8 protein-coding genes are annotated in these 12,987 nt (G+C 71.6%); 3 read left to right on the top strand and 5 right to left on the bottom strand.

Translation table 11 applies throughout. The features are described from left to right. Positions 1-140 precede the first annotated feature (140 nt). Together ABG085_RS03400 and ABG085_RS03395 are read left to right on the top strand one after the other, a co-directional pair. Complete coding sequence (locus ABG085_RS03400; RefSeq protein WP_347978038.1) at positions 141-2,366, top strand: CHAT domain-containing protein; 2,226 nt, start codon at positions 141-143, stop codon at positions 2,364-2,366. A gap of 67 nt (positions 2,367-2,433) precedes the next feature. Next, complete coding sequence (locus tag ABG085_RS03395; RefSeq protein ID WP_347978037.1) at positions 2,434-4,629, top strand: caspase family protein; 2,196 nt, start codon at positions 2,434-2,436, stop codon at positions 4,627-4,629. Between the two features lie 13 nt (positions 4,630-4,642). On the opposite strand, the gene ABG085_RS03390 is transcribed toward ABG085_RS03395, so the two are convergent. Continuing rightward, on the bottom strand, positions 4,643-6,235 hold the full coding sequence (locus ABG085_RS03390) for an urea amidolyase family protein (RefSeq protein WP_347978036.1): 1,593 nt from the start codon (positions 6,233-6,235) through the stop codon (positions 4,643-4,645). Between the two features lie 46 nt (positions 6,236-6,281). Beyond that, complete coding sequence (locus ABG085_RS03385) at positions 6,282-7,037, bottom strand: 5-oxoprolinase subunit PxpA (protein WP_347978035.1); 756 nt, start codon at positions 7,035-7,037, stop codon at positions 6,282-6,284. 105 nt (positions 7,038-7,142) lie between these two features. On the opposite strand from ABG085_RS03385, the gene ABG085_RS03380 reads away from it, so the two are divergent. Next, positions 7,143-8,900 (top strand): ABC transporter ATP-binding protein, encoded by a 1,758-nt coding sequence (locus ABG085_RS03380; protein WP_347978034.1) that lies wholly within the window; start codon positions 7,143-7,145, stop codon positions 8,898-8,900. A 59-nt stretch (positions 8,901-8,959) separates the two neighbouring features. Here ABG085_RS03380 and ABG085_RS03375 read toward each other — a convergent pair whose 3' ends face one another. The 3 genes from ABG085_RS03375 to ABG085_RS03365 all read right to left on the bottom strand — a co-directional run bounded on the left by ABG085_RS03375 (position 8,960) and on the right by ABG085_RS03365 (position 12,740). After that, positions 8,960-9,922 (bottom strand): ABC transporter permease, encoded by a 963-nt coding sequence (locus ABG085_RS03375; RefSeq protein WP_347978033.1) that lies wholly within the window; start codon positions 9,920-9,922, stop codon positions 8,960-8,962. Positions 9,923-9,965: 43 nt separating this feature from the next. Beyond that, on the bottom strand, positions 9,966-10,970 hold the full coding sequence (locus ABG085_RS03370; protein ID WP_347978032.1) for an ABC transporter permease: 1,005 nt from the start codon (positions 10,968-10,970) through the stop codon (positions 9,966-9,968). Between the two features lie 108 nt (positions 10,971-11,078). Continuing rightward, a complete protein-coding gene (locus tag ABG085_RS03365; protein ID WP_347978031.1) occupies positions 11,079-12,740 on the bottom strand; it encodes an ABC transporter substrate-binding protein in 1,662 nt (553 codons plus the stop codon). Positions 12,741-12,987 lie beyond the last annotated feature (247 nt).

Genomic DNA, 12,987 nt, shown 5'->3' with positions numbered 1-12,987 from the left:
CTCAGCGCGTATCAGCAGGTCGCGCACCGGACTCTGGTGCGGTGAGGAGCCTGCTCGTATGCTGTGCCTCGGACTGCGCTCCTCGAATTCGAAGGTGACGGTGCCCCTGGGGAAGCGGGCATCGGTGCGAGGGGGTCGAGATGGCTCGCGTTCCGGACATGCCACACGGCATGGTCGACGTCGACGGAGACGCCGACGCCTTCGAGGTGCGCATCGATCACGCCGCCGAGGATGCCGGCCCCAACGAGCACGGCGTCGCGCTGCTGGCCGACGTCATGATCCGCGGCCGCGCCGGCGGCACCGCGACCTTGGTCGTGCGTGGGACCGACGATTTCCACTACGCCGCGATCGTCGCGCGCGACGACTCCGCCGAGATCATTCACCTGGAGCGGCAAGACGACGACCTTTATGCGGCCGACATCGCCGTGGCGCCCGGCGAGGTGCTGCATCTGACGGTGGTCGCGAGCGACTTCGAGACCGGGATGCTGTGGCTCGAGGCGACGGTCGCCGCCGGCGGCATGGGCATGGGCGGCGGCCCCGAGTCGGCCGCGGAAGCCGCGCCGCCACCGCCGCCGCCACCGCCTCCCCCGCCCGACGTCGTCCTCGGCGGTGGGGGCGTGGGCGGACGCTCTCCCGGGCTCGCTCCCCCGGCCCCGCCCCCGGCGGCCTCACCGGCGCCGGGCCCCGCCGCCCCGCCCGCAGCCGCGACCCCGCCCGCAGGCGCCGCCCCGGCCCCGGGAGCCCCGGCAGGTGGGCTCGACGGCGCATCGCCCGTACCGGCGTTCGTCGACGCCGAGATCCCCGCTCGCCTCGTCGCCGGCGTCGAGTTCGACGCCGTCGTGCGGCTGTCGCGGAAAGACCTCGTCCCGACCGGCGGCACGGCGCGTCAGAAGGCCACCGCCCACTTCGACCCCGCCCGCGAGATCGAGGTGGGCATCCAGCTGCGCGGCCTCGCGTTCGCAGACGGCACGCTGCCGGTGGTCACCACGACACTGCCTGCCACGCCGGACGAGACCCGGCGCCTGGTCTTCCGCCTCCGCCCCGAAGAACCGGGGCGCGGCCATATCACCGTCACCTTCACCCAGCCGCCCGTCGTGGCGCCGCTCGCCGTGCTCGCACTGAGCACGCCGGTCCTCCCGCCCGACGCCGACCCCGGTGGTCCCGACCCCGGCGATCCACGCGTCGTCGCGGCATCCGTCGCCGCACCGCCGCGGAGCATCGCGGACCTCCCGACGCTCGTGATCGACGAGTCCATCGCCGGCGGCGCCTCCGATCTGCTCATCACGGCGAAGGTCGGCGGCACGGTCGTCAAGAACTCGGTGCGTCTCGAGAGGAAGGCCGAGTACATCCAGGGCATCTACGCCGAGCTCGCCCGGATCCGGTCGCTGTATCTGAAGACCGTCCAGGACGATCCGCAGGAGGCGGAGGAGGCGGCCGACACCGTCCGCCGCGAAGTGCGCAGCCTCGGCGCGCGAATCGCCCGGGAGCTGCTGGGGGACGAGGTCAACAAGCTGCTCTGGAACAGGCGCCGCCGCATATCGCACCTCGTGCTGCAGACGTCGGGAGAGCTCGACATCCCCTGGGAGATGGTGCACCTCGTACCCGTCGGCACCCAGCGACCCGACAAGGAGCGCTTCTTCCTCGGCGACCTCGGGCTCACGCGGTGGATGTACGGCACGGTGCGGCCGACCGTCATCCCCATCGACGCGAGCCGCGTCATCGCGATCGCGCCCGACTACGTCAATCCGAAGTACGAGCTCCCCCGCGCCCGCGAGGAGGTCACGACGCTCGGCCAGCTCCTGGCACGGAGTCCTCGTTCGGCGGCCGACCCCGTCGAACTCCGTCACGCGATCGCCGACGGCTTCGACCTACTCCACTTCGCCGGTCACGGCCGATGGCGCGACGCCGACCCCCTCGGGCAGGAGATCGCCTTCGCCACGTTCTCGGAGGACCACGACGACGGCTCCGGCTCGTACACCGACTCCGATGCGCGCCGCGACCTTCCCGAGCTCGAGGGGCCTCCGGCGAGGGCGTCCGCGCCGTTCGTGTTCCTGAGCGCGTGCGACGTCGGTCGGCTCCGCTCCGGCGCGACGGGCCTGGGCGGGTTCGCCGAGGTCTTCCTCCGTGGCGGGGTGGGCGTGTTCATCGGATGCTCCTGGGCGGTGCGCGACGACGTCACGTCGGCGTTCGTGCGCACCTTCTACGAGAAGCTCCTCGGCGACCACGCGAGCGTCGGCGAGGCGGTGCTCACGGCGCGGCGGGTGGCGCGGGAGGCCGGCGACCTCACCTCGCTGGCCTTCACGGTGTTCGCCGACCCCCGCGCCAAGCTCGTCGCGGGCACGCCTGCGGCCGGGGACGACTCCTGAGACCTCCATCCACCATCGGCAGACCGCCATCACGACAGCCAGAACCAGCAGACAGGACCGTGACACCATGCCCGACACCACCACCCGCGGCGCGACGCTCAGCCCGGCAGAGCTGACCGCGCTGCGCAAGCACGTCGTCCACACCGCCGACGGCAGGCTCGCGCCGACGGCGAGCGCCAAGCCACGCACCGTCGAGGACTTCCTCACGAGCGCCGACGATGTGAAGCGCATGATCGACGGCGATCTCGCCGCCTTCGTCGCGCAGCAGGCCAAGAAGACGCCCGCCGGCGAGGTGCCACCGCCGGTGCCCGTGCTGATCTGGGCGCACGGCGGGCTCACCGACAAGGCCGCAGGGCTGCAGACCGCGCAGCGCCAGGTCGCATGGTGGAAGAAGAACGGCGTCTACCCCATCCATCTCGTGTGGGAGAGCGGGTTCAAGACCACGCTCGAAGACGTCCTGCGCGCGAAGCCGGGCAAGCGCGGCTTCACCGATGTGACCGACCTCGCCGTGGAGGCCGCCGCACGGGTGCTCGGCGGGCGCAAGTTCTGGGACGACATGAAGCTCGACTCGGCCGGCGCCTGCCTTCCCCCCGTGGGGAAAGGCGCGCCCGGCGGCGCATTCGTGCTGGCGTCCGCACTGCGCTCGTACATGGCGGCCAACTCGGGTGCGATCGAGCTGCACATCGCGGGCCACAGCGCCGGGTCGATCTACCACTCGCACTTCGTGCCGCGGCTCTTCGAGGGCGACGACAAGCTCGAGAGCGTGAAGAGCGTGACCTTCCTCGCGCCGGCGGTGCGGGTCGACACCTTCGAGGCGACGCTGCTGCCGCTCGCCGAGACCGGCCGGATCGAGAACCTGTCGATCTTCACGATGAACGAGGATCAGGAGAAGCGCGACAACACGGCGGGGGTGTACCGCAAATCGCTCCTGTACCTGGTCTCCCGGGCGTTCGAGGCCGAGAAGGATGCCGAGATCCTCGGCCTCGAGGAGCACCTGCGTCGCTCGGGGCGGATCATGGCCTACCTCGACGACGCCTCGGAGCGGCTGGTGCTCGGGCCCGTCGCCCGCGGCCGCCTCAGCAGCACGCAGGCGACGTCGCACGGCGCCTTCGACAACGACGAGCAGACGATGATGAGCCTGGCGCGACGGGTCGTCGGCGTGCCCGACAGCGACGAGCCGGATCACGTCGCCGTGTTCCCGTCACGGACGCGGGAGGTCGGCGAGTTCACGCCGCCGCCGCGCCCCGAGCCGACCGCGGCCCGCGGCGCGGCGCCTCGGAAGCTGGCGCTGTGCATCGGCATCGACGCCTACCCGAGGGACCCGCTGAGCGGCTGCGTCGCAGACGCCACGTCCTGGGCGGACGCGCTGGGGGACGCGGGCTTCAAAGTGGAGTCGATCCACAACGCCGATGCCACCCGCGACGGGATCCTGCGGGCGATGCTCGACAAGGTCTCGTCGGCGCGGGACGGCGACATCGTCGCGATCCAGTTCGCCGGTCACGGCACCTTCGCCCCCGACCTGGACGGCGACGAGACCGACGAGTTCGGGCCCAAGGACGAGGCCCTCTGCCCGATCGACTTCCGTGACGGCCAGCTCATCATCGACGACGACCTCGGCGCCATCTGGGACGCGATACCCGACGGCGTCGCGGTGACCCTCTTCTTCGATTCGTGCCACTCCGGCTCGGCGAACCGCCAGATCACTCCGAAGGAGTTCGAGTCGCGCACGATCCCGGCAGGCGCCACACCGCGCATGACCGTGCTCGATGCCGACGAGGAGGCGGCGTTCCGGAAGGAGCGTGCGGCGTCGCCGAAGGACGAGTTCCGCCTGGAGGCCTGGAAGGAGGTCGTCAAGGTCGAGACCAACCGTGCCGCGGTGCAGCGCGCGCAGCGGGTGGACGGTCGCGAGGTGCTGTTCAGCGCCTGCCAGCCCGATCAGGTGGCGCTCGAGACCAACGGGCACGGGGTGTTCACGTCCGCCGCCCTCACCGTCCTGGCGAAGACGCCGGCGCTCACCAACGGCGACTTCGTCCGCGCGGTGTTCGACATCATCGACGACACCTACGAACAGCGGCCGATGCTCTCGGCGACGGGCGAGCTCAGTGCGCGGGGCCTGCTGACCTCGGTGCACGACGCGCTGCCCGCAGCGGCATCCGTCGCGGTGGAGACGAACGGCCACCGCGCACCCGGCGAGCTGCGCACGGCGGCGATCGTCGCGATCCTGCGCGCGACGGCCGACCTGCTGGAGGCCGGCGGGAAGTGAGTGCCGGGCGCCGTCACGCCGACGCGCGGGCGTGCCGGAAGCGGATGCGGGTGCCCGGCCTGGCCTGCGCGACCAGGTCGAGCCCGGCATCCGTCACCACCGCGATCACGGGGTAGCCGCCCGTCACCGGTCCATCGGCGAGGAGGATCGTGGGCCGGCCGCTGGGCGGCACCTGCAGGGCGCCCGGGACCATGCCCTCGCTGGCGAGCTCGCCGTCGCGCGAACGGGTGAGGGAGGGCCCCTCGAGTCGGGCGCCGACACGATCGGCATGGTTCGAGACGGTCCACACGGTGTCGTACAGCGTCGTCAGCGCCGCCGGTGTGAACCAGTCGGCGCGCGGTCCGGGGGCGAGTTCGAGCTCGAGCTCCTCGTCGTGCGGCGCACCCCACGCCGCGGGCGGCGCGACCGGGATCGGCTCGACCACGTCGTCGCGGATGCCGACGACGTCGCCCGCGCGCAGCGCCGCCGGTCCGAGGCCGGCGAGCAGGTCGGTCGCCCGCGACCCGAGAGCCGGGGGTCCGTCGAGCCCGCCGCGCACGGCGACGTAGGCGCGGGCGCCGTGGGCGAACCAGTCCAGCTGCAGCTCGGCGCCCGCGGGCCACGCGTGCGCCGCATAGGGGTCGGCGTCGCGGCCGTCGATGCGCACCGCGCCCCACGCACCCGTCACCGCGACCCACAGGTCGTCCTGCGCGACGGCCCGGAGGCCTCCCATCGTCACCTCGATGGCGGCCGCGCCCTCGGGGTTGCCGAGCAGGCGGTTCGCCGTGCGCAGGGCGCCGCGGTCGAGGGCCCCGGACACGGCGACGCCGACGGATGCCGCGCCCTCGCGCCCCAGATCCTGCAGCGTGGCGAGGAGCCCCGGTTCGACGATGCGGATGCCGCGGGCCGGTTCCGCCCCGCTCTCGAGGTCGACCGCCGTCGCCGGCGCACCGGTGTCCGGCGCCGTCGCACCTCCCCCGGCGACATCGCCCGACGGCCGCGCGGCCACAGGACGGAAGCGGACGCGCGTGCCGGGTGCGAGCAGCGCCGGGGACGCGGCATCCGGATCGAACAGCCGCGCGGCGGTCGTGCCGATGAGCCGCCAGCCGCCCGGGGTCTCGCGCGGGTAGGCGCCCGAGAAGCCGCCGGCCAGTCCCACCGCGCCCGCCGGCACGCGGGTGCGGGGCGAGTCCAGGCGAGGGACGTCGAAGGGCCAGTCGTCGCTCACGAGGTAACCGAAGCCCGGTGCGAAGCCGGTGAAGGCCACGCGCCACTCCGCCACGACGTGACGTCGCACCAGCTCTTCGGCGCTGGTGCCGAGCAGGTCGGCGGTCTCGGCGAGATCCGCTCCGTCGTACGCGATGTCGAGCTCGACCAGTGCGCCGGCGTCACCGCCCCCAGGCTCGGCGCCTTCCGCGGCGCCGAGGGCCCACGCGCGGGCGGCGGCCAGCGGCAGTCGCCGGGTGTCGACGCGCACCAGCACGGTCCGCGCCGCGGGGACGATGTCGACCACACCGTCGGGCCGGGTGGCTGCGAGCGCGGCGTGCAGCGGCAGCACCTCACCGAGCGCCCCGACCTCGAGGAGGAACGCCCGCTCCCCCATCGGCCGCACGCGCGGACTCACCACGCTGCCCGCCTCGTGCTCCCCGCGCCACGGAGCGGGCGCCGCACGCTCACCACGGCGCCCGCACCTCGACCTGGGCGTCGTCGAGAGCCGCGCGCACCGCGCGGGCCATCGCCACGGCCGCGGGCGAGTCGCCGTGCACGCACAGCGAGGCGGCATCGGCCGGCAGGAGCGTCCCGTCGATCGCCTCGACGACACCCTCTCGCGCGAGCCGCACCGCTCGCGCGGCGACGAGCTGCGGGTCGTCGAGCAGCGCCTCGGGCCGGCCGCGCGGCACGAGCGAGCCGTCGGGCAGGTAGCCGCGGTCCAGGAACGCCTCGTGCACGAACGGCAGACCGACGGATGCCGCCGCCGCCGCGATCTCGCCGGGAAGGCCCAGCATCGGCAACGGTCGGCCGAGCTTCTCCGAGAATCCGGCGACGGCGCGGGCGACGGCATCCGCCTGCTCCCGGTCGCTGATCACCGCGTGGTAGAGCGCGCCGTGCGGCTTGACGTAGCGCACGTCGGCGCCCGCGAGATGAAGCCGGTCGAGCTGCTGCCCGACGGTCTCGGCCAGAGCGGGCGCCTCCATCACGACCGCCACCCGACCGAAGCTCCCGCGATCGGGATAGGACGGATGGGCACCCATGGCGACACCGAATCGCTCGGCCCGGTCCACGGCTTCGCGCATCGACGCCGCGTCGCCCGCGTGCCCGCCGCACGCGATGCTCGCGCTCGAGATCACCGCGAACATCGCCTCGTCGTCGGCCGTCGGCATCCCGTCGACGGTCTCGCCGAGGTCCGCGTTGAGGTCGATCGCCGTCACGGATCCCACGCTACGCCCGGCGCGCGCCCGTCCACGCGTTACGGATGAGTAAAGGCTGGGCGGGGACGGGTGCGCCGGAAGACGGCGCGAGGCAGGATGGAGCCCATGGCCCGAACCCATGAACGTCCCGCGGCCGGGGCGCCGCTGCTTCAGGTGCGAGACGTCGCCGTCGAGTTCCAGACCATCGACGGTCCGGTGCACGCCGTCGAAGCGGTCGACCTCGACCTCGTCGCAGGCGAGACGCTGGCGATCGTGGGCGAGTCCGGCTCGGGCAAGTCGACCACCGCGATGGCCGTGATCGGGCTGCTGCCCGGCAACGGCAAGGTCACCCGGGGCAGCATCCTGTTCGAGGGCGAGGACCTGGTCGGCGCGCCGGAGAGCGTGCTGCGCACGATCCGCGGCCGCTCCATCGGCCTCGTCCCGCAGGACCCGATGTCGAACCTCAACCCGGTCGCCAAGATCGGCACGCAGATCGCCGAGACGCTCCTCGCGCACGGCCTCGCCACCCGCAGGGATGTCGACCGCAAGGTCGTCGAGACCCTCGCCGCCGCGGGCCTTCCGAACGCCGAGGAGCGGGCCAAGCAGTACCCGCACGAGTTCTCGGGCGGCATGCGCCAGCGCGCGCTCATCGCGATCGGGCTCGCGTGCGACCCGAAGCTGCTCATCGCCGACGAGCCCACGAGCGCCCTCGACGTGACGGTGCAGAAGACCATCCTCGATCAGCTCGACCGCATGACGAGCGAGCGCGGCACCGCGGTCATGCTCATCACGCACGACCTCGGGCTCGCCGCCGAGCGCGCGTCGCGCGTCGTGGTGATGAACCGCGGACGCATCGTCGAGCAGGGGCCGGCGCGGCAGATCCTCGAGGACCCGCAGCATCCGTACACGCAGGCCCTGGTGAAGGCGGCGCCGTCGGTCGCGGCGGTGCGGCTGCGCCCCGAGGTCTTCCGTCCCGGAGCGCCGGCGACGGCGCAGCCCGACATCGCCCCCGCCGCGCAGATCGTCGAACCGACGCCGTCCGAGCGCCCGGGTGACACCGCCGCTGCGGAAGGGCCTGAGGCCGAGGCATCCGCTCCCGACCACATCGTGGAGGTCGAGGGCCTGACCAAGATCTTCAAGGTGCGCGGCAGCAAGGAGGACTTCGCCGCCGTGCAGGACGTGTCGTTCGCCATCCCGCGCGGTGAGACGGTCGCGATCGTCGGCGAGTCGGGATCGGGCAAGACCACCACGGCGCGCATGATGCTCCGGGTGTACGAGCCCACGAGCGGGTCCATCCGCTTCGACGGGCAGGATGTCGCGGCCCTCAAGGGTGCGGACCTCAAGCAGTTCCGCCAGCGCGTCCAGCCCATCTTCCAGGACCCGTACTCCTCGCTGAACCCCATGTTCTCGATCGAGCGGATCATCTCCGAGCCGCTCGACTTCTACAAGCGCGGATCGTCCAAGGAGCGCGCGGCGCGCGTGCGCCAGCTGCTCGACGACGTGGCGCTGCCGGAGTCGATGCTGCGCCGCTACCCCTCGGAGCTGTCGGGCGGTCAGCGCCAGCGCGTCGCGATCGCGCGCGCCCTCGCGCTCTCACCCGACCTCATCGTGTGCGACGAGCCGGTGTCGGCGCTCGACGTGCTGGTGCAGGATCAGGTGCTGACGCTCCTGCGCGACCTGCAGCGCGAGTACGGCCTGAGCTACCTCTTCATCTCGCACGACCTCGCGGTGGTGCGCCTCATCAGCGACTACGTCTGCGTCATGAAGGACGGGCAGCTCGTGGAGGCGGCATCCTCCGAGGAGATCTTCACCAACGCCCGCGACCCGTACACGCGGCGCCTGCTGGCGTCGATCCCCGGCAACGAGCTCGACATCGCCGTCTGACCGCGCGTTTCGACAGGCTCAGCGACCGGGTGCGCCGGTCCCTGAGCCTGGCCGAAGGGTCAGCGGGCGCGGGTGCGTGGGTCCATCGCCTCGCGCAGGGCTTCGCCCAGCAGCGTGAAGCCCAGCGCCGTGATGGTGATGCAGATGCCCGGGAGGATCGCGATCCACGGATTGACGGACAGCTCCAGCTGCGCGTAGGTGAGCATGCGGCCCCATTCGGCGGTCTGCGGCACGCCGCCGCCGAGGCCGAGGTATGACAGGCCCGCGGCTTCGATGACGGCCGTCGCAAGTGACAGCGTCGCCTGCACGATGACGGGGCCGACGGCGTTCGGGAGCACGTGGCTCATGGTGATGCGCCCGCGGCCGAGGCCGAGCGTCGCCGCCGACAGCACGTAGTCGCTCGATCTCTGCTGGAGCATCGACGCGCGCAGCAGGCGCGCGAAGATCGGCACCTGCGCCGCACCGATGGCGATCATGATCGCGAGCGGTGTCTGGCCCATGAGCGCCGCGATCGAGACCGCGAGCAGCAGCGACGGCACCGACAGGAGGATGTCGACGAAGCGCATGATCGCCGTGTCGACCCAGCCGCCGAAGGTGGCGGCGACCAGTCCGAGGATCATGCCGCCGACGAGACCGACGAGCGTCGACACGATGCCGATGACGAGGGATGCACGCGCACCCCAGATGAGCTTGGAGAGCATGTCGCCGCCGAAGCGGTCGAGACCCAGGGGGAAGCCGGGGATCTCGCCCGGGCCGGGGATGTGCCCCGGGGTGATGTACTTCTGACCCGGCAGCTCCTCGGGGCCGTAGGGCGCCAGCCACGGGGCGAAGATCGCGACGAGCACGAAGATCGCGATGATGACGGCGCCGACCCAGGCACTCGGGTTGCGGCGCAGTCGCCGGAAGACGTCGCGCCAGAAGCCCCCGCCGCGGGTCTTCGCGGCGAGCAGCTCCCTGTCTTCGATGGCCGTGTCGTCGACGGGTCCGCCGCTCGGGGCGGGGGGAAGCATCGCGGATGTCATGCCGCACCTCCGAGGCTGTCGCTGATGAGCTGTGCCGGCGCCATCACTGCACCCGCACTCTCGGGTCGATGAAGCTGTACGACACGTCCACCGCGAGGTTGATGAGCGCGTAGATGACGGCGATGAAGAGGATGAACCCCTGCAGCACCGGGTAGTCGCGCGTGAAGATCGCGCGCGACAGGAAGGATCCGATGCCGGGGTACGCGAACACCGACTCGGTGAGGATCGCGCCCGACAGCAGCAGACCGAACTGGAGGCCGATGGTCGTCACGACCGGCAGCAGGGAGTTGCGCAGGATGAACCGGCCCCGGATGGTGCCGCGCGAGATGCCCTTCGCCATGCCGGTCCGCACGTAGTCCGAGTTCTGGACCTCCAGCACCGAGGCGCGGGTGATGCGCGTGATGATCGCGAGGGGGATCGTCGCCAGCGCGATGCCGGGGAGGACGAGGTGCAGGAATGCGTCCCACGCGGCATCCCATTCCCCCGTGATGATGCCGTCGAAGACATAGAAGTTCGTGTAGTGGGTGGCGTCCAGCCGAGGATCCTGGCGACCGTCCGACGGGAGCCATCCGAGCTGGACCGCGAAGATCCACTTGAGGATCACGCCGAGGAAGAACACCGGGATCGTGATGCCGATGAGGCTGGCGAAGACGGCGAAGTGATCGGCGGGCTTGCCCTGCCGGCGTGCGGCCCAGTAGCCGATCGTGATGCCGAGGCCCACGGCGAGGATGATCGCGAAGAAGGTCAGCTCGAGCGTCGCGGGGAAGCGGCGGAGGAACTCCTCCGTCACGGGCCGCTGGGTCTGGATCGAGACGCCGAAGTTTCCCTGCAGCAGCTGCCCGAGCCAGGTGAAGTACTGGGCGATCAGCGGCTCGTTGAAGCCGTACAGCTCGTTGATCTCGGCGACGCGCTCCGGCGTCGCGCGTTCGCCGAGGAGGGCGACGGCGGGCCCACCGGGCAGGGCGCGCACCCAGAAGAACAGCAGAAGGGTCAGCCCGAACAGGGTCGGGACGAGCAGGAGGAGGCGCCTGCCGATGGTGCGTAGCACGTGGGAATCTCCGGGGAACGGCGACCGACGGTCGCGGGCGAGCAGACGGGGGGAACCGGATGCCCCGTCCCGGCGGGCGTCGCCGGGGCGGGGCATCCGGTCACGGCGTCACTCGCTGAGTTCCACCAGGTTGTACACCTCGTCCTGCACCGGGCTGGCCGGGTAGGACGTGACACGCGCGTCGAACGCGAGGGTCGGCACCGGGTGCGCGAGGGGCACGCCCGGCAGGAACTCCATGATCTGCTCGTTGATCGCGGCGTAGGCGGACTCCTGCTCCTCCTCGGTCGCGAGACCACGTGCCTCGGTCAGCGCCTGGAACAGCTCGGCGTTGTCGAAGCCCCACTCGTTGGTCGGCAGACCGAAGAACGTGCCCACGAAGTTGTCGGGGTCGTTGTAGTCGCCGGTCCAGCCGAGCAGGTGGATGCCGTGCTCCGTGCCGCCCTGGATGAGGTCGAGGTACTCGACCCACTCGTTCGTCACCGGGTTGAGCACGATGCCGACAGCCTCGAGCTGGCTCTGCAGGTTGGTGAAGATCTGCTCGGGGTTGGGCATGTACGGCCGCGAGATGTTCACGGGGTAGTTGAACGTGATCGTCAGCGGGTTCGCCTCCGAGTAGCCGGCCTCGGCCAGGAGCGCCTGGGCGGCCTCGGGGTCGTACTCGTACTGCGTGACGTCCTCGTTCCAGCCGATGACGGCCTCGGGCATGAACTGCGTCGCCGCGACGGTGCCCTCGGGGAGCACCTGCGTGATGAGCGCGTCCTTGTCGACCGCGTGGGCGATCGCCTGGCGCACCTTCGGGTCCGACAGGCCGGGTGCGGCCTGGTTCATGCCGAGGTACAGCACGTTGAACGGGTCGCGGTTGACGAGCGAGAAGCCCGCGTCCTCCAGCGACTGCAGGTCGGCGGGCGCGACGAGGTCGTAGCCGTCGATGCTGCCGGCCTCGAGCGCCTGACGGCGAGCCGTCGTGTCGCCGATGACGCGGAAGATGACCTCTTCGACGACGCCCTGCTCGCCCCAGTAGTCGGGGTTCGCAGTGAGCACCGTCTGCTCGCCGGGTGAGATCGACTCGAACACGAACGGGCCGGTGCCGGTGGGGTGTCCCTGGCCGTACTCGCTCTGGACGGGCGCCTCCTCGGTGCCGCCGATCTCGTCGGCGCCGTACTCCTCGAGTGCGGCCGGGCTCTGGATGGAGAACGAGGGCAGCGAGAGCGCGGGGATGAAGCCGGCGAACGGCTGCCTCAGCGTGATCGTGACCTGGTAGTCGTCGTCGGCCGTGCAGCCCTCGTAGATCGACTCCTCGCCGAAGCCGCGCATGATGACGCCCCAGTAGTACGCCATGCTCTGCGAGGCCGCGACGCCGGTGAAGGCGTTCTGGCGGTCGAAGTTGAAGCAGACCGCCTCGGCGTTGAAGTCCGTGCCGTCGTGGAACTTCACGTCCTCTTCGAGCGTGAAGACGTAGGTCGTGTCGTCGGGCTGCTCCCAGCTCTTCGCGAGGAGCGGGGCCGGGTCGGCGGTGCCGGGCTCGGTGCCGACGAGGCCCTCGAACATCTGGCGCGCGACGCGGAACGTCTCGCCGTCGCTCGCGAAGGCGGGGTCGAGGCTGGCCGGGTCGCCGGACGCGCCGAACACGAACGTCGTGTCGACGTCGCCCGAGGCGTTGTCGTCGCCGCCGCCGTCCTCGCGCTGGCTCGCGCAGGCGGTCAGGACGACCGCACCGACGGCGACCGTGGCGGCGGCGGTCAGCCAGCGCCTTCTCGCAGTGTGGAGCATGTGCTGTGCACCTTCCATGTCGTGTGGGCTCCGCTGCACATCGTCGTGGAGCAGAGGTGCGCGCAGCCCTCAGCGGGGTGTGATGCTCCGACGCTACCCGGGCCGGACGTCCTCGTCGGTTACACCTGTGTCTCGATTCGGTTTCGGCGGTGACGGATGCCGCACCCTCAGCGTTATGTGCAGCGACCCGCGGTGGTGTCGCGCAGAAGTGTCAAACACCCGGCGCCCGCTCCGGCGCGCGAGTTGA

Origin of the sequence: Microbacterium sp. ProA8 (genome assembly GCF_039905635.1) — a bacterium.
In the GTDB taxonomy this organism is placed as follows: domain Bacteria; phylum Actinomycetota; class Actinomycetes; order Actinomycetales; family Microbacteriaceae; genus Microbacterium; species Microbacterium chionoecetis.
The sequence above is the reverse complement of the archived record's forward strand: the minus strand, read 5'-3'. Positions and strand labels throughout refer to the sequence as shown.